Origin of the sequence: Kluyvera sichuanensis (assembly GCF_040930405.1) — a bacterium.
Classification (GTDB): Bacteria; Pseudomonadota; Gammaproteobacteria; order Enterobacterales; family Enterobacteriaceae; genus Kluyvera; species Kluyvera sichuanensis.
Map to the genome: position 1 here is coordinate 459,112 of NZ_CP162271.1, position 24,907 is coordinate 484,018.

Sequence of the window (24,907 nt, forward strand, 5' to 3'; positions counted from 1 at the left end):
AATTCGGTGATAAAACGCGCCATCGCGCAAGTGCTGAATCTTCATCTTGTGACGTGGATAGGGCGGAAAAACGCCGCTTCTCTATAGCGGCGAGGGCAAAAATTTGCGCCAGAACACACTTCTTCGCAATTGTCGAAAAGTGCAGGTTTTGGTGTGAAAGTGCCCTTCTTTTTCCCCGGTGGGCTGTGAAAAATGCATATGTAACGTTTTTATAACATCAGCAAAATAATAAAAATCATTCATCTGCGAGGTACCCTATGGCTGTAGAACTCCCCGTCCGCGAGTGCGATGTGCTGGTGATAGGCAGCGGCGTCGGCGGGCTGTCGGCCGCGGTCACCGCGGGCCTGAATGGGCTGGACGTCCAGGTTATCGAAAAAGAGACAGTCTTCGGCGGCACCACCGCGTTTTCCGGCGGTGTGCTGTGGATCCCCGACAACCATCTGGCACGCCAGCAGGGCATTGAAGATAGCCAGGCCGCCGCGCGAACCTACCTGCAGGGCGAAGCAGGGGACAGCTTCCGCCCGGAGGTGGTCGATGCCTTTCTCAAAAACGGCCCAGAGATGCTGCGCTATTTTGAAGAGCACACTCGCTTTCGCTGCAACCTTTACCAGTACCCGGACTACCATCCCGATGCCCCCGGCGGCGTGATGCGCGGGCGTTCAGTGGTACCGGAGGCATTTGATATTCGCGAACTGGGCAAGTCCATGCCGCGCCTGCGCAAACCGCTGCGCACCATCACGTTTATGGGGATGATGTTTAGCTCCTCGAATAACGACCTGAAGCACTTCTTCAACGCCACCCGCTCGCTGAAATCGTTCGCCTACGTGGTCAAACGCCTGAGTCGCCACCTGCTGGAAGTGGCGCGCTACGGGCGGGGGATCACCGCCAACGGTGGCAATGCGGTGGTGGCCCGTCTGGCCTGTTCGGCGTTGGATCTCGGCATACCGATTCACACCGGCGTGGCGGCGAAGGATTTGATTGTTGAAAACGGCGTTGTGCGCGGTGTGGTGGTTGAGCTGAACGGTGAGCGGGTCAACCTGTACGCCCGACGCGGCGTGGTGCTGGCCTCCGGCGGCTTTGCCCGCGACGAGCAGCGGCTGAAAAAACTCTACCCGCACGTGCGTCGCGGCGGAATTCAGCTTTCGCCGACGCCGCCCGGCGTGGATACCGGCGACGGGATTGCCATGGCCGAGCGTATCGGCGCCCGCTTTGACGACAGCTACGCCAACGGTGCGGCGTGGATCCCGGCCTCAACGGTGCAGATTGGTCGTCAGTCGTACGTCTTCCCGCATCTGGTCGACCGCTACAAGCCTGGTTTTATCATGATCAACCGCCACGGCGTGCGCTTTTGCAACGAGGCTGACTCCTACCACGACGTTGGTATCGCGATGATTGAAACCTGCCGTGACGATAGCGACACCTTCGCCTGGCAAATCTGCGACCGCCGGGCGCTGCGTAAGTACGGTATGGGATTTGCTAAACCGGCACCGATCCCCGTCTCGGTCTACCTGAAAAGCGGCTATCTGCTGGAAGGGAAAACCCTCAGCGAGCTGGCGCAGAAAATGGGCATTCCCGCTGACGCGTTGGCAAACACCGTGCGCGACTACAACGCCGACGCGCGTCAGGGCAAAGACCTGCAGTTTGGGCGCGGCGAGTCGGCCTATAACCGCTACCTCGGCGACGCCAACCATCAGCCGAACCCATGCGTTGCACCGATAGAGCAGGGGCCGTTCTACGCCGTGAAGCTCTATATGGGCGACCTCGGCACCTTCCATGGCCTGAAAACCGACGGCGAAGCGCGAGTGCTGGATAACCAGGGGTTGCCGATTCCGGGCCTTTACGCCGCCGGTAACGAGATGGCGAGCATGATGGGCGGCAGCTATCCGGGCGCGGGGATCACCATCGGCCCGGCGGCCACCTTCGGCTATATCGCCGCCCGCAGCATGGCGGCACGCGGCGACACGGCGCGGTTACCCGAGCGCGAAGCCTCATAAATCAGGAGAACACGATGTCTACACTTTTTAGTCCCCTACAGGTCGGCCCGCTGACGCTGGCGAACCGTATCGTTGTCCCGCCGATGTCGCAATACTCCGCACAGGCGGACGGTGTGGCGACCCCGTGGCACGCCCAGCATATTGGCGGCCTGGCGATTTCCGGCGCGGGTATGGTGATCTGCGAGGCGAACGGCGTCACGGCGGACGGGCGCATTACCCCACATTGTCTCGGGTTGTGGAATCGCGAACAGGCGCAGGCGCTGCAAAAGCTGCTGGCCGACATTCGCACCTACAGCAACACGCCGATTGGCGTGCAGCTCAACCACGCGGGCCGCAAGGCCGGCACCAATGCACCGTGGCGTCATCTGGGTGCCTCGCTGACGGACGAAGAGGGCGGCTGGCCGACGGTGGCCCCTTCAGCTATCCCTTATAAACCCGGCTGGCGCGTACCGCAGGTCTTAGATGAAGCCGGAATGGCGCGCATCACTCAGGGCTTTGTGGATGCCGCCCAGCGGGCGCTGAACGCCGGGGTCGATTTTATCGAACTGCACGCGGCCAACGGTTATCTGCTGAACCAATTCCTCTCGCCGCTCAGCAACCAGCGTGAAGATGACTACGGCGGTAGCCCGGAAAACCGGATGCGCTTTCCGTTACAGGTGGCGCGCGCGCTGCGTGAAGTCTGGCCGAAAACCCGCCCGCTGGGCGTGCGCTTTAACGGCGGTGAATTTGCTGACGGTGGGCTGTCGCTTGATGAAGCGGTGCAGTTTGCCCGCGAACTGCACGCGCTGGGCTACGACTATCTGCACGTGTCTGGCGGCTATAACATCTATCACCAGACGCCAAATGCCGACCAGCCTGGCTATATGGTGCCGTTCGCCGAAGCGGTGAAAAAAGCGCTGCCGCAGGCGGTAGTGATTACCGTCGGGCTGATTTACGAAGCGCCGCAGGCCGAGGCGATAGTACAGGAGAAGCGGGCAGATCTGGTGGCAATTGGCCGCGGGATGCTGGATGACCCGAACTGGCCGATTCACGCCGCTATTGCGCTTGGCGAAACCGCACCGTGGCCGAAACCCTACGACCGCTTTGGGCCGCTGGGCTGGCCGACCCATCAAGCGCAGGAGGCTAAATCATGACCTTGCCGATTATCGATCACCGTATCTACACTATCCGTCTGCGCAAAATGAACGAGTTTCTTGAGGTGTTTGACCGGCTGGCGATGCCGATACTGCGTGAGACGCTGGGCAACCCGCTGGGGTTTTACACCAGCCTCGTCGGGCCGCAGAACCAGTTTGTGCACCTGTGGGGTTATGAGAGTCTGGCGGAGTATGAGCGTCGCAGCCGCCTGCGCGATACGCATCCGGATTTTGCCGCCTATCTTAAAGCCTCTGAGCCGTTTATTGTGGCGCAGGAAACGCGGTTGATTCGGGCGACGACGTTACCCTCACCCCGGCCCTCTCCCTGAAAGGGAGAGGGAGAAAATCGACAAACAGCACCAATCGGTTCCCTCGCCCCTTTGGGGAGAGGGCTAGGGTGAGGGGAAACCCTCTCCCCACTCCAATGGAGGCAGCATGAACCTCGCCAACAGCATCCCGGTTTTCAAACTCTACGGCGAAAGCTGGCACTGGCCGACGCCGGACCTCCTGCACTGCGAATCGATCCAAAGCCGCAGCAGCCTCTACGACTGGAGCATCCGCGCCCATCAACATACCGATCTGGTGCAGATCCTCTATATCCAACAGGGTCAGGGCGAAATTGAGATTGAAGGCGTTCGCCAGCCGTTCACCGACGCCTGCGTGCAGGTCATGCCCGCGCTCTGCGTCCATGGTTTCCGCTTTTCACCGGGAACCCAGGGTTATTCGCTGTCGCTTGCCGCGCCGCTAGTGGCGAAATTTGAACAGCTGTTTGGTCGCCCCTTGCAGGTGCTAAACCGCGCCGTTCGCGTACCGGTCGGTGATGCGGGGGCGCACATCCATGCTCTGTTTCAGAGTTTACAGCAGGAGTATCAGGCCGATAACGACGCACGCGACATGATGCTGCATTCGCTGCTGAGCGCGCTGATGGTCTGGCTCAACCGCCAGACCAGCGGGCCCGCGGAGGTGAGTGATAAGGTGGAGCGTAAGCGCACCGCCATTCGCCGTTTTAACCAACTGGTGGAAAACCACTACCGCGAACATTTCCCGCTGGCGCACTACGCCCGCCAGATTGGCATGTCCGGGGTGCATCTCAACACCCTCTGTCGAGAGTTTCACGGCTGCAGCGCGCTCAGCGTGCTGCACCAGCGGCTGTTGCTGGAGGCTAAACGCAGCCTGCTTTATACCAGCATGACGGTCAGCCAGATTTCGGACTACCTCGGCTTTAGCGACGCCACCTATTTCTCCCGCTTTTTCCGTCGCAGCACCGGCCTCTCGCCGCGTGATTTTCGCGAGAAGCCGACGCAGGAATGCGCGGAGCCTGCCCAGGCAATGTAGCGTTTAGCGGGTAAAGCCCGGACGCGGCAGTTTGCCCATTAGCATGGTTGGCAGGCCGCCGTCGACGCCAATTTCTGCCCCGTTGATATAGCTCGATTTGTCACTCAGCAGGAACAGCACCGCGTTGGCGATATCTTCCGGCTTGCCGATTCGCTGGCTGGCGGTAAACGCCTCGCGGCTTTCACGCACGCCTGGCTGCGCGTAGTACTCAGCGGTCAGCGCGGTTTCGATCATTCCCGGCGCCACCAGATTACTGCGTATCCCGTCCTGACCCCACTCCACGGCTATCTGCTGTGACAGCAGACCCACGGCGGCTTTACCAGGGCTATACGCGCCGCTCCACGGCTGCGGAATGCGCCCGGAAATGGAACCAATATGTACCATGCTGCCGCGCTTTGCCGCCCGCATATCGTGGGCGAATTCGCGGGCGCACAGCAGATAGCCGGTCAGGTTGACGTTGAGCTGGGCTTGCCACTGCTCAAGAGTTATCTCCGCCAGCCCTGCCGGGCGCAAAATTCCCGCCGCGTTGACTAAGCCATCGCACGGGCCGAGCAGCGAACGCACGCTCAGCGCGGCTTCTTTAACCTGCTCTTCGCGGCTGACGTCGCAGGCCACCGCCACGCGTTTTCCCGGCAGATGTTCAAGTTTCTGCCGCACGGCATCGCAACGCTGCGGGTTGCTGTCGAGCAGCGCGACGTTGGCGCCCTGTTGTGCCAGCGCGGTGGCAATGGCTTCGCCGATGCCGCTTGCCGCGCCGGTGACGGCAAAAACCTTGCCGCTGAGGTCGAGCCAATCCTGGGAAGCGTGCTGTTCAATCATGGTTTTCTCCACGTTTTCGTTGTGTACAGATGCTCTGCCATTGTTGGAGGCGCGGTGGAGAAAGGGAATGCACGAATGAAAACCAGACGGGGACTTTTGCCTATGAGATGGGCTAATCTGTGAATTCAGCACGTCATTCCGCCACCATGAGGCCCAAGATGGACCATCCCGCCGCGCGTACTATTCTCGACCTGTATCAGCGTCACGCCGAAGCGTTTTACCAACAACGCTCACGAACGCTATTTGAACAACGCTGGTTGGATAAGCTGCTGGCGGCGATGGGAACGACCGGGAAAATGCTCGATCTTGGCTGCGGCAACGGTCAGCCGATTGCCGACTATTTTATCCAGCAGGGCTGCGCATTGACCGGGGTAGATGGCGCACCGGCGATGCTAACCCGCGCCCGTGCGCGTTTTCCCGAACAGCGCTGGCTGCACCACGATATGCGGACGCTCAATCTTGCTGAAACCTTCGACGGCCTGATCGCCTGGGATAGCTTTTTCCACCTCACCCAGGATGACCAGCGCCGCATGTTTTCCGTTTTTGCCCGTCATAGCCATCCAGGCAGCGCCTTGATGTTCACCAGCGGCACCGATCAAGGCATCGCCATGGGGGAATTTGAAGGGGAACCGTTGTTCCACGCGAGTCTGGCCCCCGACGAGTATCGGTCGCTGCTAGCGGAACACGGTTTTGCGGTGCTGGAGATGAAAATGGAAGACCCGGAGTGCGGCGGGCATACCGTGTGGCTGGCAAAGCGAGGGGAGCGCTGAGGCTCACCCCGCTGCGCGTTAGTGGGAATGGCTTCGCAAGAACGTGGCGTGGATAAGGTCAGTCAGTAAATTACAGACGATAAACACGCAGGCGGCGAAAATGGTGGTGCCGATCACCACCGGGAAGTCGCCGTCCAGCGCCGCATCGATGGCCAGTCGCCCGACGCCGTCGAGGCCAAACATCTTCTCGGTGACAATCGCACCGCCCATAATGGCCGCCAGCTCCAGCCCGGTGAGCATCAGCACCGGGCTAAGCGCCGGTTTTAGCGCATGGTCAAAATAGACGCGCCACTCGCGCACGCCTTTTGCCCGCGCGGTACGGATATAGTCCCGATGCAGCACATCGAGCATGCTGCTGCGTAGCACCCGCTGAAAAATGCCGATCTCCGCCAGCGCCAGCGTGAGCCACGGCAGGATCAGATGGCGCGCCCACTGCCACGGGTCATCGTGAAACGCCACGTATCCTCCCGCCGGAAACCAGCCAATGTTGTGCAACGAGAGCTGATAGAACAGAAAGAAGATAATCAGCATCCCGCTGAGAAACGTCGGCAGCGACAGCGCGAGGTAAGCGAAGAGCGCCAGCAGCCGGTCGATAAACTGCTCCCGGTAGCGCGCCGCCAGTACCCCCGCCAGCAGGGAAACCGCCGTCCAGATGACCAGCGCCCCCAGCGCTAACGACAGCGTGACGGGCACTTTTTCCAGAATCAGCTGCGTGACCGGCGTCTGAAAGCGGAACGAATAGCCGAGCGCGGGCGGCCAGTGCAGCATCCCCACTGGCGCACCCTGAATATCCGGGCCGCGCAGCAGGAAGTAGCGCAACTGCTGATACCAGGGATCGTTCAGGTGCAGCGCGCGGGCAATGGCTTCAATGGCCTCCGGCGTCGCATTGCGCGGTGCCAGCATGACTGCCGGATCCTGGTAGGCGATGCGGGTCAGCACAAAGGCCACAATCAGCACCAGCAGTAGCGTCAGGCCGGTGCGCAACAGGGCTTTAATGAGTGAAAAGAAGGTCATGACGATCGGCGCTCCAGATGAGGGTCGAGGACGTTACGTAGGCCGCTGCTCAGGCAGTTAAAACCCAGCACCGTCAGGAACAGCGCCAGTGCCGGAGCGGCTAAAAACCAGGGCTGTACCTGGTACATGGCCGAACGCTGCACGTCGGCAATCATGTTGCCAAGGCTGGCGGCAGGGGCCGGGATTCCCACACCCAAAAAGGAGAGGGTGGCTTCGGCGATAATGTTGGTCGGTAGCTGAATCGCCCAGTAGACGCCCATCGTGGGCAGCACGCCGGGGACAATATCGCGCCATAAAATGCGCCACGGCGACACCCCCATCAGCGCGGCGGCAGAGACAAACTCCTGCTGGCGCAGATCCAGCACCAGCCCACGGCTGAGCCTCGCGAAGTAGCCCCAGGAGAAGAAGGTAATCACAAAAATAACCACCCACACCGGGTCGACGCGCGGCCCGCTCTCGCCGCACTGATTGAGCGCCAGCAGGCTTAACGCCGTCACCACAAATGGGAAGGAGAGCACCAGATTTATCAACTGCTGGCAGATCGCATCGGTTCTGCCGCCGCGATAGCCGCCCACCAGCCCGACGAACAGGCCAATTATCATGGCGAGCGTGGTGGCGGGCACGGCGATAAACAGCGACACGCGGGCGCCATAAAGGGTGCGCACCAGCACATCGCGGCCATTATCGTCCGCCCCCAGCGGAAAGGCGGCGGTGGGGCCAATGGGGATCCCCATATCCGACAGCGCGCTATCGCGAAACTGCTCGGTCTCACCGTGGCCCAGCCAGACGGCGACCAGCGGAGCCGCCAGCGCCGCCAGCACCATCAGTGCTACGATAATCAGCCCCCAGCGGGCGCTGGGCTCGCGCCACAACCGTCGCCATAGCGCAGGGGCTGACCGCGCCGGCGAATCAAAGAGCAATGGCTGCGTCATAGCGTAACTCCTCCGTTTCAAGCCAGGCACGGCCCGGAATGGCCGCCAGCAGCTGGCGCGTCCACGGCTGTTGCGGCTGCTGGAATATCTGTTCAGTGCGGCCCTGCTCGATAATCCTCCCGGACTGCAGCACCAGCACGCGGTCGCAGAGCGCCGCCACGGCGTCGAGGTCGTGGGAGATAAACAGAATGGAGAGACCGTAGCGCTCGCGCAGACGGCTAAACAGCGTGATGATGCGGTGCTGGGTGGTGATATCCAGCGCCGATACCGCTTCGTCGGCCACGATAAGCCGGGGCCTCATGGCCAGCGCTCTGGCGATGACCACGCGCTGCCGCTGCCCGCCGGAAAGCTGCGACGGATAGCGGGAGGCCAGAGACGCCGGTAGCTCAACCTGCTCCAGCAGTTCAGCCACCGCCGTTCGCAGCGCCGTGGGCGACAGCGGTTGGCCCTGTTCGCGCAGGGCGGTCAGCTGGAGCGGCTGCGCCAGCGTATCGTCGATGCGCCGACGGGGATTAAGGCTGCTGTACGGATCCTGAAATACCATCTGCACCGCATGGCGAGCCGGATGATGGCTGCCCGGCGTCCGCCAGGGCTGACCGGCGAAGGTAAGGTGCCCACTGTCGGCGCGATCGAGCCCGACCACAATCCGTCCCAGCGTGGTTTTACCGGACCCCGACTCGCCCACCAGCCCGAGGATTTCTCCCTCATGCAGCGTGAAGCTGACGTCATCCAGCACCGGAGCGGTGGGCGCGCGCGACCACCATCGTGACGCTTTGGCAAAACGCCGCGAAGCCTGATGAACCTCAAGCAACGGCTTATCTTCACCGCCGCCAACCGGCGAAGAGGAACGGGGATGCCAGCCCGCTTGCAGCAGCGAACGGGTGTATTCATGCGCCGGTGCGCTAAACAGCGCCGACGTTGTACCTTGCTCAACAATCCTGCCCTGCTGCATCACCACAATGCGGTCAGCAATATCCGCCACCACCCGCAGGTTGTGACTGATAAAGACCAGCGCGCAGCCGTGCTGCTGTTGAAGGCGCTTGAGCAGGCGAAGAATTGACGCCTGCACGGTGGCATCCAGCGCCGTGGTGGGTTCGTCGGCGATAATCAGCTTCGGGTTGAGCGCAATGGCGATAGCGATCATCACCCGCTGGCGCTGTCCGCCGGAGAACGCTGCCGGACGGTCATGGTAGCGGCGAGCGGCATCGCGAATCCCCACCTCGTCGAGCAGCGCGACGACCCGCGCCCGCAGCGCCCGACGGCGGATCCGCTGGTGGGCGAGGATAGCCTCTTCAACTTGCCGGCCCACGCTTTTGAGCGGGTGCAAATTGCTGAGCGGATCCTGCGATACGTAGCCGATTTGCGCCCCGCGCAGCTGGCGTTTCTGGTTTGCCGTGAAGGTGTGCAGCGGCAGGTCATCAAAGACAATTTCTCCCTGCACGCGCATCTCTGACGGTAACAGCCCCAGCACCGCCAGCAGGCTCAGGCTCTTCCCTGAGCCTGATTCGCCGACCACAGCCAGGGTTTCCCCTGGCTCAACGTGAAAACCGACCTCCCTGACCAGCGCGGTGTGCGGGTCAAGGCCAATCGTTAAGTCGCGTACATTGAGTAGTGGCATCACGTCTCCGTTACGGCTTCAGCGCAATATTGGTGATATCGGCCTGGGTGGCCAGCGACGACCACGTCCAGTGGGTCACCCGGTCAGAGGTCACCGCAATACGGCGCTTCTCAAACAGCGGGATCCACGGCAGGTCGGCGGAGACCAGCTGGTCGGCCTGCTGCCAGAGAGGACCCGGGTTATCGGAGCCATAGGCCTGTTTTGCCAGCTGATTCAGTTTGTCGTTGCTGTAGCAGATGGCGTAAACGTTGCCGCGCCCGCACGGTGAGGCATCCGAGTTCAGCCAGCCGCCGAGCAGCATGCGGGTTGCCGGGCCTTGCCAGTCAGGAGAGGTCTGTCCAAGCGCCAGATCCCAACGGTTTTCCGGGCTTTGCAGATAAGCCATAAACTGCGGCGGCGGCACCGGGATCAGGTTCAGGCGAATACCGGCGCGGGCCAGATCTTCTTTGAGGATCACCGCCAGGGTGCTGAACTGATTGTTGGCGCGGTAGACCAGATCCAGCGCCAGCCCGTCGTTAAGCCCGGCTTCCTTAAGTAACGCTTTGGCTTTCTCAGGGTCGCCTTTGCTGTCCGGCGTGGCGTACGGATCAAAGGTCTGGTGGCCGAGCAGGGTGCTGGTGATGATTTGCCCCAGCGGCAGAGCGGCAATTTTCCCACCCTGCGCCTGAACCAGGTGCGCTTTATTCACCGCATAGGCCAGCGCCTGACGGACTTTCAGATTGCGCAGCGCCGTGGCCCCGGCGCTTTTAGCCTGCGGCTGGGCGTTGATGGCGATAAAGTTTGCCGCACCGCTGTTGGCGGCGTGCAGGTTCGGGCTTTTCTGCACCAGATACTGGCGCACGGCGGCCTGCGGCGGCACATCGAGGTACAGCGATAAATCGGCGTCGCCCGCCTGAATACGCTGGATCACGCTATCTTCGTTGTTGCCGGTAAAGCTGACTTCAATGGCGTCCACCCAGGCTTTACGCGCCGGGTCTTCCGCATGGTTATAGTTCGCGACTTTTTTCAGCACCAGCTTCTGCCCGCTGGCGTAGCTTGCAACCTCATACGGCCCACTGGACGGGAAGTTTTTGCGAAACTCCTGCGAGTCCGGGAAATAGCGCGAGGTGACCTCTTCCGGCAGCGGCGTGACGAAGTTCATCGACAGAATGTTGAGGAAATCGTAGTTCTTGCTGTCAGAGCGCAGCACCAGCGTTTTATCGTCCGGCGCGCTGACGCCAGCAATGTCGTGGCTGTCGATATACGCTTTGCTGGCCGCCAGATCGCCGGGGGCAACTTTGCTGAAATCTTTGCAGTAGTCGGCAAAGCCGGAGAAGGCGAGGTTGAAGTAGTTCACCGCCGCCACCTGTTTGTTCGGGTCGCAGAAGCGTTTGATGGCGTAGACAAAATCTTTAGCCACAATTGGGCGAGTGGTCGGCCCGGCGTAGTGAATGCCGTCGCGCAGATGGAAGGTGTAGGTTTTACCGTCGGCGCTAACGTCCCACGATTTTGCCAGATCGCCCACCAGCGTGGTGTCATCCTTCAGGCTTTTCGGCGAACCGGGGTAGGTGACCAGTTGACGGGTGACCGCCCGCAGGATCTCCCAGGAGTCGACCGAATAGCCAGTCAGCGGATCAAAAGCGTCCAGATCCGGCTGTAGCGAGGCTATCTTCAGCGTGCCGCCGGGTTGGGGGGCTGCCTCATCGGCCAAGGCCGGGGCCGCTGCGCCCAGTACCAGGGCGACGGAAAGCGTGTGGCCCATCAGAGGCCAACGAATGCTGTGCATAAAAAATCTCCAGAAAAATTAGAAGAAGATCCCCGACCAGGGATGTTCATGACAGGCCAGCAGACGCGCTAAGCGTGCCGCAGCCTGAGAATGGTGAAGGTTGATACGCCGGGCGGCGGCAAGCTGCCACGGGGTGTACTCGCCGAGCAGCAGCATTGCCAGGCTATCGATACTGAGCGATAGATCGGGTTGGCTGGCGCTGCGCTGTACGCCGTCCGGGGTCAGCCGCCAGACGCCGTGGTTGGCAGGCAGCCACGGATCGTCAATCGCCAGCGTGACCGCGTCGCCGTCGCCATAGCGCCGGGCATTGAGCGTTTGCTCAAGGTCAATCACTCGTAGCCAGCTCTCATCAACCAGGGCGTGCTGCTGTACCGCCCGCGGGTTGTCCAGCAGCAGCGGCAGGGCATCATCCACCGGGCGATGCGGCAGCTCGACGTAGCGGGCGATATCGAGCTGTAGCAAAAAGCCCAGTAGCTGCGCCTCCAGCTGCGGGTCGGCGGCGTGCAGATCGTCCACCACCAGCGTGCGCTCGGTGCTGTAAAGCCAGTTTTCCTCAGCCCTGGCGTGATAGCGGACAAAGCCCTGCGGCTCGCCGTGACGCAGCGCGACGGCCACATAGTGGTTCAGGTTGCTGTGCGCCAGCCGGTGCTGCTGCAACGCCCACCACTGCGGCCAGCGGCTGAGCGAACCGGCGCGGACGAGCGGGAAACGTGCCTCGATATCCTGCAATACCTCCCAGCTGTCGGCGGCGACAAGCAATCGGATGTCGCCGTCTGCCGCCGGTAGCGCAGGAAGTTCTCGCTTATCAATGCGCAGATCCTGCGCCGCCGTGGCGACACCGTAACCAAAGCGACGGTAGAGGGTTCCCTGCGAAGCGCGCAGCGAGGCCACGGCAACGCCCTGCTGGTGGAGATCCGCCAACTGGCGCGCAAACAGCGCTCGCAGTACGCCACGACGGCTAACGTGTGGTAACACGCCGACGTGGGTGACGGCGGCGTGAGGCACGCGCTGGCCGCCCGGCAGAGTCAGTTCGCTGGGGAAGCTGTTGCTGGTGCCCACCAGTTGTCCGTCGAGCCAGGCGCCGTAGACCCTTCCCGGCACCACGTAGCGCTCAGCCCACTCGCTAACCGGCGTCACGCCACCCGGCAGGCCAAACATCGCCTGACGAAACACGGCGGCAGCGGCGAGCAGGTTCGCGGGGTCGTCGATAATCCGAATCTCCGGCATGGTCATGTCCTTAGCGCTTCGGCGGCGCGTAAACGCGCGGCGTCGGCAGCTTGCCGCTTAACACATAATCGCCCACTTCGCGGGTGCGGTAGGCCACCGGGTCGTGCAGGGTGTGGGTGCGTACGTTGCGCCAGAAAACGTCCAGCCCGTACTGGTTGCTGGTGGAGCGCCCGCCGGTCAGTTCATAGATTTCATGGCTGATTTTCAGCGCCACGTTGTTGGCAATGACCTTGGCCTGGTCGGTCAGCAGGGCCAGCTCGCCCCATTGCGCTTCGGTCAGGTCGTCGCCCGCGTGGAAGGCATCCTGGAAGGCCTGAGCGGTTTTTTCCGCCAGCGCAATCCCGGCGGCCAGTTCGGACGCGAGTTCACCCGCTTTCAGGCGGTGGTACGGGTCTTCCAGCGCGCTTTCGACGCCGGATTCAGGCCACGGGCGCACGGTGTCGCGGAAGTAGACGGCGGCCTGCTTCAGCGCCCCTTCGGCAATGCCGAGATAGAAATGAACGAAAATCAGCTGGCTGAACTGGTTGCGCAGGGCGTTGCGCAGCTGTGCGCTTTCCGGTTTCTCTTCCAGCCCGGTCAGGCGGTCCTTCTCCTGCAGGCGCAGGCGGTTAAACTCCAGCGTGCCGCTGGCGGTCAGACGCTGCCCGAGGTTATCCCAGTCGTCATTAAAAGTGATGCCCGGCTGGTCGGCGGTGACCTGATACTGCACCAGTTGGTCTTCCACCCAGACGGCGATGGTCATAACCTGAGAGACGGCCGCGCCGGTCGCGAAGGTACGGCGTCCGGTGACGTACAGGTCGCTGCCGTCCCACTCCAGCTTCAGGCGCGGATCGCGCGGGTTACTGATGCTTGACTGGAACCAGCCGTCGTTGGCGACGCCGCGGGCGATAAACTCCCACTGCTCGCGGTTGCCGAGAATGTAGCTCCACACGCCGTTGGAGTAGTGGTAGGTGATGAGCTGGCCCAGCGAGCCATCGGCGGCGGAAATGATGCGGCCAATTTCCAGCGCCTGCACCAGATTGGCGCCGCCGCCGCCGAGTGATTTCGGCACGGCCAGCTTCAGCAGGCCGCTCTGGCGCAGCCAGTCAATCTCTTCAAACGGGTGCTTATTGGCCCGGTCGCGTTCCTGTAAGGTCGCGTACAGGCGATCCGCGACCTCCTGGGCTACCGCTTTCCAGTGGGCAAATTCCTGGTGATCAAGTCCTGCATAAATGTCCTGAGCGTGGCTCATGGTTTCTCTCCTGAGTGCTTGTTTGTGATGTTTTTATGGTTAATTACGGTGTTGCCAGCAATCCACTGCGACGTAGCAGGGCTCCTGCGCCCTCGGCAAACCAGTAAGCCTCTTCAAGGTGCGGCTGACCGGATAAAATAAAGTGCGCAATGCCCATGTTGTGGAAGGCCTGGATCTTCTCCGCCACCTGCTGATGGCTGCCGACAATGGCGGTACCGACGCCGCCGCGCACCAGCCCGTAGCCGCTCCAGATGTTGGGCGCAATCTCCAGCAGACGAACGTTCTCCGGGTTCACCTGCTCGGCAGAAATATCGTCCAGCAGCGCGCTCATCCGCTTTTGACCGACGGATTCGGTGCGTCCCAGTAGGGTTTGCGCACTGCGGATGCGCTCCGGCGTAATGCCGTTCAGCAGTCGCGCTGCTTCACGCCAGGCCTCCTCTTCGGTATCCCGGCTGATGACGTGAAAACGAATGCCGAAGCTCGGTGTGCGACCCTGAGCGCGGGCCAGCGCCCGCACGGTGTCCAGCTGCGGGGCGACCTGCTCGGGCGGTTCACCCCAACTAATCCAGGTATCCGCCTGCGCGGCGGCAACCTGCTGTGCCGCCGGGCTGGAACCGCCGAAAAAGACCGGAGGGACGGGCCACGGCGAGGGCAGCAGGGTGGCCTGTTCCAGCTGATAGTGTTCGCCGTGAAAGTCGAACGGCTGGCCGTTATTCCGGGCATGGCTAACGCCTTTAAAGGCGGCAATAAACTCGCCGCTACGGGCGTAGCGCTGGTCGTGATCCAGCCTGTCGCCATAGCGGCGCTGCTCGACCGGGTCGCCGCCGGTGACGATATTGATCATCAACCGTCCTTCGGTCAGGCGCTGGAAGCTGGCGGCCTGGTGTGCGGCAAGCGTTGGCGAGATAAAGCCGGGGCGGAACGCGACGATAAATTTCAACCGTTCGGTGTGCTGGCTGATGGCCATGGTGGAGAGCCAGGCATCTTCACACCAGCTACCGGTGGGGGTGAGCACGCCTTCAAAGCCCAGCCGTTCAGCGCTGCGGGCGATATCGGTCAGATAATCGAGCGTCGCCGGGCGGAACTGACCGCCGATGCCGCTGATGTGCTGCGAGTCGTCGCCCGCGCCAACGATCCCCCGGCTGTCGCCGTTCGTTGGCAGATACCAATGCAGGTGAATGCTCATTTCGCCTCCGCCACGTAGTGGGTATCGAGATGGCGGAATTGGGTACCGGGGTGATCGTCGCGCAGTTTTATCTGCCCCTCGCCCTGTAAACGTTCGCGCAGGGTGAGCGCCGCACCGTCGGCACGACGCATGCGCCCGCGCGCCTGTAGCTCAGGCACCACCCAGCGGACAAAGTCTTCAAAGCTGCCGGGGCTGATGGCGTAGGCGAGGTTGAAACCGTCGACGCCGGATGCATCGGCAAATGCCTCCAGTGCGTCGGCCACGGTCTGCGGGCTGCCGACCAGCGTTGGGTGAATGCCGCCGATGGCGATATAGCGACTGATGTCACCCACCGTCCACTGACGTTCGGCATCGATGCGGGTCAGCCCGGCCAGCGCCGAGCGGCTGGCGTTGGTTTCGATATATTGGAGCGGTTCATCCAGCGCCCAGCCGGACCAGTCCACCCCGGTCCAGGCGGAGAACAGCGCCAGCGCGGCTTCCTGGCTGGCGTAGCTGAGGTAATCCTGGAATTTGGCGTGTGCCTTGTCGTCATCGTCGTCGACCACCACGCTAATGGCGGTAATAAAGCGAATGGCGTCAGCGGCGCGTCCCTGTTGATGCGCCAGGGTGCGAATTTTATCGATGTTCTGGGCGATAGCCTGCGGTGTGGTGCCGCCGAGAAACACCACTTCGGCATTCTGCGCGGCAAACAGGCGACCGCGATCGGAGGTGCCCGCCTGGAACAGCACCGGCGTACGCTGCGGGCTAGGCTCGGAGAGGTGCGCATCCGGCACCGTGAACCAGCGTCCCTGGTGGCGGATAGGGTGCACTTTGCTCGGGTCGGTATAGACTCCAGCGTGGCGGTCGCGGCGGACGGCATCGTCTTCCCATGAGCCTTCCCACAGCTTGTAGGTGACCTCAAGAAACTCCTGCGCGCGTTCATAGCGCTCGTCATGATCCATCTGTTTTTCCAACCCGAGGTTACGGGCGGCGGATTCCAGCACCGAGGTGACAATGTTCCACGCCACCCGGCCTTTGGTCAGGTGATCAAGGGTGGTGAATTTGCGAGCCAGCAGATACGGATGCTCATAGGTGGTCGAGAGCGTTATACCGAAGCCTAACTGACGCGTGGCGGCGGCCATCGCTGAAACCAGCAGCAAAGGATCGTTGACCGGCGACTGCGCGGCGGTACGCAGCGCCGCGTCGGGCTTGCCCTGATAGACGTCAATCTGCCCCAGCGCATCGGCGATAAACATGGCGTCAAATCCTGCGTCGTCCAGCAGTCGGGCGATATGCAGCCAGTAGTCGAGAGTGGTGTACTCGCTTGCGCGATCGTCCGGATGTCGCCACAGCCCAGCGGAAACGTGGCCGACGACGTTCATCATAAATCCGTTGAATAACAACTGTTTTTTGGCGCTTGTCATAGTGCGTCCTTAGTCAAATGGGTCAGGCAAAACGTTTTAACGCTGTATCTGCGTTACCGGATGGCAGCAGATAGTTGGCGTCCAGCAGTTGCTGGGTGACCGGATGGCGGTCGGCGGCGTACAGCTCGTGGCGCGCGAAATCGTCCACCACGACGCCGTGCGCCATGACCACGATGCGCTGGCAGAACTGCGACACCAGCGCGAGGTTATGGCTGATAAACAGACAGGTCAGCGCATGCTGCTGGTGCATCCGGGTTAAGAGGGTCATGACCTGCGCCTGAACCGTGAGATCCAGTGCGGAGGTAGGTTCATCCAGCAGCAGAATGCTGGGGTTAACCACCAGCGCTCGGGCGATATTGGCGCGCTGGCGCTGGCCGCCGGAAAGCTGATGGGGGAAGCGCTGCAGCAGCGCGGTATCCAGACCCACTTCTGCAAATAGCGCCGCCGCCCGCGCGATGGCCTGCGGGCGGTCTGCTGCCGTTCCCAGGCGAAACTGCGGACGCACCAGCTGTTCTTCCAGCGTCAGGCGCGGGTTAAACGACGCGAGGCTATCCTGAAAAACGCACTGTAGCTGGCGGCGCAGCGCGGCAACCGAGGCCGGATGACTGTCGTCCACCACGTTGCCCGCCAGATGCAGCTCGCCCCGGTTGGCGGGTATCAGTTGCGCCAGAAGGCGCGCCAGCGTGGATTTTCCAGAACCCGATTCGCCGATAATGCCGACAATCTCACCGCGCGCGACGTCGAGATTGACGCCGTCTACCGCCGTGGTCGCGACTTTTTTCGGCCACCAGCCGGTGGTTTCCCGGCGCCAGAAATCGCGCCCCAGATTACGAGCTTGCAGCAGCGGCGTACCTTCAGCGCGTGGGGTGAGCACCGGATCGGCGCTAGGATAGGGCACCGCCGCCAGCAGCGATTGGGTATAAGGGTGCTGAGGCGCGGCGATCAGCGCCTTCGTGGCGTTGCTCTCGATGATTTTCCCCTGCCGCATGACCGCCACGCGGTCGCTGAGTTCGGCGACGACGCCGAAATCGTGGGTGATAATCAGCATCGCCATTTGCTGCTGTTGGCACAGCGCTTTGAGCAGTTGCAGCACCTCGCGCTGCACGGTGGCATCCAGCGCCGTGGTCGGTTCGTCGGCAATCAGCAGGCGAGGGCGGCACATCGCCGCCAGCGCGATCAGCACCCGCTGGCGCATCCCGCCGGAGAGCTGGTGCGGGAAGCGCGACATCACCTGTTCCGGCTCACGGATTTTCATCCGCGTGAGCCACGCCAGCGCGGCTTCGCGCAGCGCGGTGCGGCCAAGCTCCGGATGCAGGCGTTTCAGGTTGTGCTGAAGCTGTTTGCCGATGCGCCACGACGGGTCGAGGGTCGAGAGCGAGTTCTGAAACACCATCGCTATCTCGTGGCCGCGCAGGCGGTTTAGCCGCGTGGTGGACTGATGCAACAGCGGCTGGCCGTCAAAGGTGATGCTGCCGCTGACCGTCACCTGCGAGGCCGGGAGCAGACCGAGTATCGCCGCCGCCGTCACGCTCTTGCCAGAGCCGGACTCGCCCGCCAACGCCAGCACTTCGCCGGGCGCAATGGTCAGTGAAATATCGTCGACCGCCTGCACGTTCTGCTGATGGAACAGCACGTTCAGGTGGGAAAGGGTTAATAGGCTCATTGTCGTCTCTCCTTACTGATAAGGATCGAGGAGATCGCGCAGGCCATCTCCTAACCAGTTAAACGCCAGCGACAGCAGGACAATCGCGACGGCAGGCGCGGTCGCGATATGGGGCGAGCCGAAGATCATCATCTGCGCGCCTTCGCCCACCATTCGCCCCCAGTCGGCCTGCGGCGGCTGGACGCCAAGCCCCAGGAAACTCAGCCCGGCGAGGAACACCACCATGCCGCCGAGCAGCGAGGTGGTGTACACCAGCAGCGGGGTGGCAACGTTGGGTAAGATTTCGCGAAACAGGATGTCGCGGTTGCTCGCCCCCTGCGCACGCAGTGCTTCGACGTACTCTTTCGCCACCTCAGTGCGGGTGTCGCGATAGACCACGCGGGTGAGGTAGGGGATCACGCTGCAAATCAGGGTGATGATGAGCGTGGGATAGCCGCTGCCCAGTACCGCCGACAGACCAATCGCCAGCAGCACCATCGGGAAGGCGAACAGCATGTCCATGGTGCGCATAATCAGCTCGGAGAAGGCCGAGGCGCGAAAGCCCGCCAGCAGGCCGAGCGCCAGGCTGACCAGCGCGGCAAAGACTATCGGTAGCACCGAAGCGGCGAGAATGGTGCGCCCACCCCAAATCAGGCGGCTGGTGATATCGCGCCCCTGATTATCAAGACCCAGCAGGTGTCCCGGCGTGCCCGGCGGCGCAAGGCGCAGCCCGTCGAACGCCGCCAGGGGGTCATAGGGCGCAACCCACGGCGCAGCGAGCGACAGCACCACGGCGGCCAGAAAAATCCCCAGGCCGAGCAGCGCCAGCCCGTGTCGGGAGAGCCGACGCAGGAACGTTGAAATTGTCATGATTAACGGGCTCCTTCGTGGCGGGGATCCAGCCAGTCCTGTAGGACGTCGCTTATCAGGTTAACGGCGAGGAAGCAGGCGGCGATCAGCATCACGCCGGTCTGGATGGTGGGGTAATCCTGACCTGCCGCCGCGTTATACAGCTGCGTGCCAATCCCCGGCCAGGCGAAGATCTTCTCGATAAAAATTACGCCGCTGAGCAGGTAGCCAATTTGTAAGCCGGTAATGCTGATGATAGGTGCCAGCAGGTTGCGACCCAAGTGACGCCACAGCAGGCGGGGCGTGGAGTAGCCGAGCGCCCGGTAGGTGCGGATATAGTCGGCCTGCATAATCCCGATAACGCTGTTGCGTACCTGACGGGCGAGGATCAGCATCGAAATCAGCGCCGTCGACAGGGCCGGTAAAAACAGGTGATGCAACAAGTCGGTAATGCCCCGGTCTCCGCGCATGTCATACATGCCGGATACCGGGAACCAGTGCAGCTTGACGGCAAATAGCCAGATGAAAAACACCGCCAGCCAGAAGATAGGCACGTTGTGGGCGAGCTGAACCACCAGCATCACCAAACGGTCGCGGCGCGTTCCCTGCCATAGCCCACATACCACGCCGATAATCACGCCGGGGATCAGGCACAGCAGCACGGCGGCAACGGTCAGGATAACCGTGTTAGCAAATGCCCCGCCGAGCACGTCGGCGACCGGCGTGCGCATGGTGAGCGACATCCCCCAGTCGCCGCTAAACAGGTTTTTCACCCACAGCAGATATTGCACTGCTGCGGGTTTATCCAGCCCGTAGACGTGACGAATCTGCTCGATGGCCTCGGCGGAGAGCTGCCCGGCCAGCGCGTTGGCGATCGGGTCGCCGGGCACCAGCTTGGCAATCAGAAACACCAGCAGCGAGATCAAAAACAGCAGCGGCACCGTCTGCGCAAGCCGCAGCATCAGCAGGCGGGTCATGGTTTCAACCACACTTGGGTCAGGTCGTAGAAGTTCTGCGCCGGAACGTTAAAGCCCTGTACGGCCGGTGAGGTGGTAAACACGCGGTTAAGCTCCAGCAGCGGGACAAACGCCGCCTGTTGCTGGAACTGCTGGTTGACCTGGTGCCACAGCGCCAGCGCTTTTGGTTTGTCGGTGGTGACGCTCGCCTGCGCAATCAGCGGCGCGACGCCGGTAATCACCTTCTCGCCTTTGCCGCGCGAAACCACATAGTTTTTCCAGGCGACGTTGAGCCATTGCGGGCTAATCAGCCCCCATTCCATGGTGAACAGTCCGGTGTCGTCCGCCAGATTCGCCAGATGCGAGCTGTAGGTTATCCATTCCTGTGAGACCACCTTCACGGTAACGCCCACTTTGCTGAGATCGCGTTGGATCCACTCGATAACCGGCTGATTCTGGTCGTAGGTGATGATGGTAAAGCTGACTTCACCCGGTTTGAAGCCCGCATCGGCCAACAGCTTTTTGGCCCCTTCCGGGTCGTACGCGTAGTCTTGTTGCGATGCCAGGAATGCTTCGTTGGAACGGTTGAGAATGCTGTAGCTCGCCACCGCGTGGCCGTTCAACAGCGATTTCACGAGTTCCTCACGGTTGATGGCTTTAATCACTGCCTGACGTACCGCCAACTGGCTGGTGTACTTATTGGCGAAGTTCCAGCCGAGGAACAGCTGGTTGGCTTCGGTACTGTCATGCACCGTGTAGCCGCTTTGCGACAGCAGATCGACGGCGTCGGTTGGCGTGCGGGAGAGAATATCGACCTGGCCCGATTGCAGGGCGCTCACGCCGGTGCTGCCGTCGAGGATAGGGCGGAAAATCAGCCGTTCCATATAGGGTTTTTTGCCCCACCAGCCGTCATTGCGCACCAGTTCGGTACGGTCGTTACGCACCCGCAGCACAAAGCGGTAAGGCCCGGTACCGGTGGGGTGATCCGCCAGTCCGTCCTGTCCCCATTTCTGGAGTGCCGCGGGGCTGAAGATGCCGGACACCCAGTTGCCCTGCGGCAGGAAACGCAGGAAATCCGGGAACGGTTGGTTAAAGGTGTAGCGCACGGTGAGTGGGTCAACGACCTCAATGGCCTTCAGATCGTGATAAACCTGCGCCATGGTGGCCTGCGAACGGGCGTCGAAGTACTCAAACTGCGGATCGGTAAAACGACGGACGTTAAAGCGTACCGCTTCGGCGTCAAACGCGGTGCCGTCGTGGAATTTCACCCCGTCGCGTAAATGGAAGGTAAAGACCGTCGCATCGTCATTAATTTCCCAGCGGGTGGCCAGACCGGGAATAATTGGCGGTGTACCTTTCGCTGCCGGGACGGATAAATCTTCCGCGACCAGTGATTCATAAATATGTTTATCCACCCGATAGGTTTCATAAGAATACTGGCGGTTGGGATCGTAAATAGTGGGTTCCAGAGCCTGGCCAATAATTAACGTCTTGCCATAGCGCGACTTTTCATCCGCATCATCGGCAAATGACAACGCAGGGATGCCTAATCCCATCACTAACGTGGTAGAAACGGCTGTGAGCTGTAATAACTTACGGCGGGATAGCGATATCCCGGCGATAATTTCGTTTTTTTTCATAGCGATGTCCGATGTGCAAAGCAGGTGTTTTTTATATTTAGTCAGTCATTTTTTATGTTGGTATCAAGACTGAAGGGCGATACTAGCATCGGTTAAAAAAGAGAATAAATGCGCATTTCTTATTTTGTTTTCTCTTTTTTTGATTTGCGTTTTTTAGCTTTGATATGCCGGATTTAATCATTGTCGATGCACCGGGTTTTATTTATGGTCAGTTTTTTTATTTCGGTAAATAAAATGCGCAATAACATTATTCTCAGTGGATTTACCATGGCGGCGGTCTCGCATATTAACTATGGGATGTGGCGCGACCCGCAGGACAACAGCCATCGCTATACCGATATCGCGTATTGGGTGGCGCTGGCAAAACTGCTGGAGGAGCAGGGGTTTGACTGTCTGTTTATCGCCGATGCGCTGGGGCTGATTGATAGCTGGCAGGGAAGTCCGGCGGCGTCGCTGGCCCAGGGGATCCAGTCGCCGCTTATCGACCCGCTGCTGCTGGTCTCGGCAATGGCGGCGCACACCTCACGACTGGGCTTTGGCGTGACGGTATCCACCACCTACGAACAGCCCTACCTGCTGGCACGAAAATTTACCACCCTCGACCACCTGACGAAGGGGCGTATTGCCTGGAACGTGGTGACCTCGCAGCTGGAAAGCGCTGCGCGTAACCTTGGGCTGGAAAAGCAGATGGACCATGACGAACGCTATGAGCGCGCCGATGAGTTTCTCAACGTCAGCTATAAACTATGGCAACATTCGTGGGAACGGGCGGCGCTGAAGCGCGATAAGGTAGCCGGGGTCTATACCGACCCGCAGCGCGTTCATCCGGTGGCCCACAAGGGGCGCTGGTTTACGGTGCCTGATGCCCATCTTTCCGAACCCAGTCCGCAGCGCACGCCGGTGATTTTTCAGGCCGGGGGGTCGCCGAGCGGTATTGATTTTGCCGCGCGGCATGCAGAGGTGGTGTTTGTCGCCGGACTGGATGCCAGCGGCGTAAAAAAACAGGTTGCGGCGATTAAAGCGCGGGCGGCGGAACACGGACGCGCGCCGGGGGCGATAAAGTTTATCAGCGCGGTGACGGTGATAACCGGCGCAACGGAAGAAGAGGCGCAGGCGAGCTTTGCCAAACGTCGCGCGTACTACGATCTGCAGGGAGCGTTGATTCACTATGGCGCCAGCACCGGGGTCGATCTCTCCGGCCATTCGCTGGACGCGCCGCTGGAATGGCAGCCGACCAACTCTAACCGCTCTCTGCTCAAAATGGTGACCGGTGAAGCGGGGCAGTCGCGTAAAACGCTACGCGAGGTGTTTCAACCTGAAGAGGGACTGGGGCGGCAAAAAACGTTTGTTGGCAGCGGTGAAAGCGTGGCGGCGCAGCTTGAAACCTGGCTCGACGACAGCGATACCGACGGTATTAATCTGGCACAGTGGCTATCGCCGGGGTGCTTCGAGGATTTTGCCCGCTGGGTGATACCGGCGCTGAAACAGCGCGGCCTGTTGAGCGAGAAACCCACGGGCCCGACGTTGCGCCAGCGGCTTTTTCCGCAGGGCGCCGCTGAACCGGCGAGCGACCACCCCGCTCAACAGAAATAGGGATGTAGAGCGCTTAAGAATGTGGGCGCCGCGGGATAAGACTCGCCTCTCCGCTTTTCAGTGGGCCTCTCTCCAGCGCCCACTGGATAAACGCTTTTTTCGGCAGTGCTTTGCTGTAAAGCCAGCCCTGCCCGGCCGGGACGCCGTGCGCGCGCAGCCAGTCGCGCTGATGTTCGGTCTCAATCCCCTCTGCAATCATGCTCAGGTTCAGCGATTTGGCGATTTCAATGATATGGCCGGTAACCACTTTGTGCTCCAGCGCATCAACAAAGGCTTTGTCGATTTTCAGCGTATCGACCTCCAGCTCCTGGAGATAGCTCAGGCTCGAGTAGCCGACGCCAAAATCATCGATGTAGACCTTGTGACCCATTTCCCGGTAGGCCTGCAGCACCGGGCGAGCGGTCTGCGGCGCGATCAGGTCGCGTTCGGTCAGCTCCAGCGCAATCTGCGTCGGTGCCACGTTCCACTGCTGGATTTGCTGGCGCAGCAGGTCGGGCAGGGTGGGTGAACTCAGATCGGCGGCGGTGATATTAATCGAAATCGTGGCCTCAGGATGCTGCGAAAGCCAGTGGCCCAGATCGTTAAATACGCAGCGCACGATATGCTCGGTCAACTGGCAAATCACGCCGGTTTGTTCCGCCACGGCAATAAAGAGGTCCGGCGGCAGCCAGCGGCCATCGGCCTGCTGCCAGCGGGCCAACGCCTCGGCTCCGATCAGCCGCCCGTCCTCGAGCGACACCACCGGCTGATAGTGCACGGTGATCTCTTTGGCTTTTATTGCTGCCAGTACGCGGAAATGGGAAGACTGCAGGCGGCGCAAAATGCGCAGGATTAAGAAAGAGGCCAGCCCGCTAATTAACAGCCCCAGCGGCAGCCAGAGCATCAGTTGGCGATGCCAACTGGTCGATAGCGGTTTCACCGAGGACCAGGTCAGCAGGATCGCCCCAACGTCCGGCAGCACGCGCTGGCGGTACACCGTCTGGTCATACTCCATGACCGGCTGATAGGCTTGCAGATGGTGTTCCCAGATGTCCGGGTCGAGCGGATGGTTGCTGGCGACGATGCGGTGGCTTTGGGTGTTGATAAGCGCGGCGTGAATCGGATAGGTCGGGTTCGGCAGCACGTCAATCAATGAGTCAGGGTCAACCATCACCATATATTTACCGTGGCTTACCGCCAGCATCGGTGCATCGGTCTGCAGGTCGTGGCGTGAGGTGAGAAAGACCGTATAGCCCGCAGGCGTGGTGAATTCGGTGCCGGGGACCTTTTCAGACAGCGTGTTGCTCAGTAGATCGCACGCGCCGTTATGCTTATCAAGGTAGAACACGCTCTGAATGTACTGATGGATATAGGAGATTTTCTGGATCTCGCGCAGGTGAGCCAGGGTGCAGGGCTTGCCCTGAAAACGGTTCACTTCCTCAAGCGCGGTTTTGGCCTGCAGCTTCACGCGCTGGGTACGCGCCAGTACGCGCTCGGTGTAGCTGCTCATCTCCTGATTAAACAGTTCGTTGACCTGACGGTTTGCCAGCCACAGACTAAGGGCAATGGGCAGGAAAATAGCGATAATCAGCACGCCTGTGATCAGGCTCACCAGACGTTGCGTGGTCATTATTTTTCCTTTGTTGAGGTCAGAAGGTGTAATAGATTCGCGCGCTAATGATATCGCTGCTGAAGCGGTTCAGGCTAGCACAAAGGGCGGATAATACCGATTATCAGGAATTATGCGTATGGTTACGCGGTGAATTACCCCATCAGTAGTAGCTGTTATTAAGCTTATCGTGCTAATCATCACGTTTTTCG

The 24,907-nt window shown here is 61.0% G+C and carries 20 protein-coding genes; 6 read left to right on the plus strand and 14 right to left on the minus strand.

Annotation, left to right across the window (positions count from 1 at the left end):
• Nucleotides 1-257 precede the first annotated feature (257 nt).
• The 4 genes from AB2B48_RS02220 to AB2B48_RS02235 all read left to right on the plus strand — a co-directional run bounded on the left by AB2B48_RS02220 (nt 258) and on the right by AB2B48_RS02235 (nt 4,462).
• Nucleotides 258-1,994: an FAD-dependent oxidoreductase gene (locus AB2B48_RS02220; RefSeq protein WP_368300676.1), complete on the plus strand. Its 1,737-nt coding sequence runs from the start codon at nt 258-260 to the stop codon at nt 1,992-1,994.
• A 14-nt stretch (nt 1,995-2,008) separates the two neighbouring features.
• Nucleotides 2,009-3,127, plus strand: coding sequence for an NADH:flavin oxidoreductase/NADH oxidase (locus AB2B48_RS02225; RefSeq protein ID WP_368300677.1), 1,119 nt, complete (start codon nt 2,009-2,011; stop codon nt 3,125-3,127).
• Nucleotides 3,124-3,456: an NIPSNAP family protein gene (locus tag AB2B48_RS02230; protein ID WP_333012488.1), complete on the plus strand. Its 333-nt coding sequence runs from the start codon at nt 3,124-3,126 to the stop codon at nt 3,454-3,456. The genes AB2B48_RS02225 and AB2B48_RS02230 overlap by 4 nt, the downstream gene beginning before the upstream one ends.
• A gap of 106 nt (nt 3,457-3,562) precedes the next feature.
• Nucleotides 3,563-4,462: a helix-turn-helix domain-containing protein gene (locus AB2B48_RS02235; protein ID WP_368300678.1), complete on the plus strand. Its 900-nt coding sequence runs from the start codon at nt 3,563-3,565 to the stop codon at nt 4,460-4,462.
• A gap of 3 nt (nt 4,463-4,465) precedes the next feature.
• Here AB2B48_RS02235 and AB2B48_RS02240 read toward each other — a convergent pair whose 3' ends face one another.
• Nucleotides 4,466-5,281 carry an SDR family NAD(P)-dependent oxidoreductase gene (locus tag AB2B48_RS02240; protein ID WP_368300679.1) on the minus strand — a complete coding sequence of 272 codons (816 nt, stop codon included), beginning with the start codon at nt 5,279-5,281 and terminating at the stop codon, nt 4,466-4,468.
• Between the two features lie 158 nt (nt 5,282-5,439).
• On the opposite strand from AB2B48_RS02240, the gene AB2B48_RS02245 reads away from it, so the two are divergent.
• Complete coding sequence (locus AB2B48_RS02245; protein WP_368300680.1) at nt 5,440-6,051, plus strand: class I SAM-dependent DNA methyltransferase; 612 nt, start codon at nt 5,440-5,442, stop codon at nt 6,049-6,051.
• An 18-nt stretch (nt 6,052-6,069) separates the two neighbouring features.
• Here AB2B48_RS02245 and AB2B48_RS02250 read toward each other — a convergent pair whose 3' ends face one another.
• The 12 genes from AB2B48_RS02250 to AB2B48_RS02305 are packed head-to-tail and all read right to left on the minus strand — an operon-like array spanning nt 6,070 to nt 21,514.
• Nucleotides 6,070-7,065 (minus strand): ABC transporter permease, encoded by a 996-nt coding sequence (locus tag AB2B48_RS02250; RefSeq protein WP_368300681.1) that lies wholly within the window; start codon nt 7,063-7,065, stop codon nt 6,070-6,072.
• On the minus strand, nt 7,062-7,997 hold the full coding sequence (locus AB2B48_RS02255) for an ABC transporter permease (protein ID WP_368300682.1): 936 nt from the start codon (nt 7,995-7,997) through the stop codon (nt 7,062-7,064). The genes AB2B48_RS02250 and AB2B48_RS02255 overlap by 4 nt, the downstream gene beginning before the upstream one ends.
• Nucleotides 7,975-9,615, minus strand: coding sequence for a dipeptide ABC transporter ATP-binding protein (locus tag AB2B48_RS02260; RefSeq protein ID WP_368300683.1), 1,641 nt, complete (start codon nt 9,613-9,615; stop codon nt 7,975-7,977). Before AB2B48_RS02260 ends, AB2B48_RS02255 begins: the two co-directional genes overlap by 23 nt.
• A 10-nt stretch (nt 9,616-9,625) precedes the next feature.
• Nucleotides 9,626-11,380, minus strand: coding sequence for an ABC transporter substrate-binding protein (locus AB2B48_RS02265; RefSeq protein WP_368300684.1), 1,755 nt, complete (start codon nt 11,378-11,380; stop codon nt 9,626-9,628).
• Between the two features lie 18 nt (nt 11,381-11,398).
• The gene (eis, locus tag AB2B48_RS02270) at nt 11,399-12,607 is read right to left on the minus strand and encodes a GNAT family N-acetyltransferase (protein WP_368300685.1); all 1,209 of its coding nucleotides are present in this window, start codon (nt 12,605-12,607) and stop codon (nt 11,399-11,401) included.
• A gap of 10 nt (nt 12,608-12,617) precedes the next feature.
• A complete protein-coding gene (locus AB2B48_RS02275) occupies nt 12,618-13,838 on the minus strand; it encodes an acyl-CoA dehydrogenase family protein (RefSeq protein WP_368300686.1) in 1,221 nt (406 codons plus the stop codon).
• A 43-nt stretch (nt 13,839-13,881) separates the two neighbouring features.
• Nucleotides 13,882-15,024 (minus strand): LLM class flavin-dependent oxidoreductase, encoded by a 1,143-nt coding sequence (locus AB2B48_RS02280; protein WP_185666498.1) that lies wholly within the window; start codon nt 15,022-15,024, stop codon nt 13,882-13,884.
• On the minus strand, nt 15,021-16,427 hold the full coding sequence (locus AB2B48_RS02285; RefSeq protein WP_368300687.1) for an LLM class flavin-dependent oxidoreductase: 1,407 nt from the start codon (nt 16,425-16,427) through the stop codon (nt 15,021-15,023). The genes AB2B48_RS02280 and AB2B48_RS02285 overlap by 4 nt, the downstream gene beginning before the upstream one ends.
• A 22-nt stretch (nt 16,428-16,449) precedes the next feature.
• Nucleotides 16,450-18,090 carry a dipeptide ABC transporter ATP-binding protein gene (locus tag AB2B48_RS02290; RefSeq protein WP_368300688.1) on the minus strand — a complete coding sequence of 547 codons (1,641 nt, stop codon included), beginning with the start codon at nt 18,088-18,090 and terminating at the stop codon, nt 16,450-16,452.
• Between the two features lie 12 nt (nt 18,091-18,102).
• The gene (locus tag AB2B48_RS02295) at nt 18,103-18,939 is read right to left on the minus strand and encodes an ABC transporter permease (protein ID WP_368300689.1); all 837 of its coding nucleotides are present in this window, start codon (nt 18,937-18,939) and stop codon (nt 18,103-18,105) included.
• A gap of 2 nt (nt 18,940-18,941) precedes the next feature.
• On the minus strand, nt 18,942-19,895 hold the full coding sequence (locus tag AB2B48_RS02300) for an ABC transporter permease (RefSeq protein WP_368300690.1): 954 nt from the start codon (nt 19,893-19,895) through the stop codon (nt 18,942-18,944).
• Entirely contained in the window at nt 19,892-21,514 is a 1,623-nt protein-coding gene (locus tag AB2B48_RS02305; protein ID WP_368300691.1) for an ABC transporter substrate-binding protein, read from the minus strand. The genes AB2B48_RS02300 and AB2B48_RS02305 overlap by 4 nt, the downstream gene beginning before the upstream one ends.
• Before the next feature lie 234 nt (nt 21,515-21,748).
• On the opposite strand from AB2B48_RS02305, the gene AB2B48_RS02310 reads away from it, so the two are divergent.
• Nucleotides 21,749-23,107, plus strand: a complete 1,359-nt coding sequence (locus tag AB2B48_RS02310) for an LLM class flavin-dependent oxidoreductase (RefSeq protein ID WP_368300692.1) — start codon at nt 21,749-21,751, stop codon at nt 23,105-23,107.
• A 13-nt stretch (nt 23,108-23,120) separates the two neighbouring features.
• On the opposite strand, the gene AB2B48_RS02315 is transcribed toward AB2B48_RS02310, so the two are convergent.
• Complete coding sequence (locus tag AB2B48_RS02315; RefSeq protein WP_368300693.1) at nt 23,121-24,716, minus strand: EAL domain-containing protein; 1,596 nt, start codon at nt 24,714-24,716, stop codon at nt 23,121-23,123.
• Nucleotides 24,717-24,907: the final 191 nt, after the last annotated feature.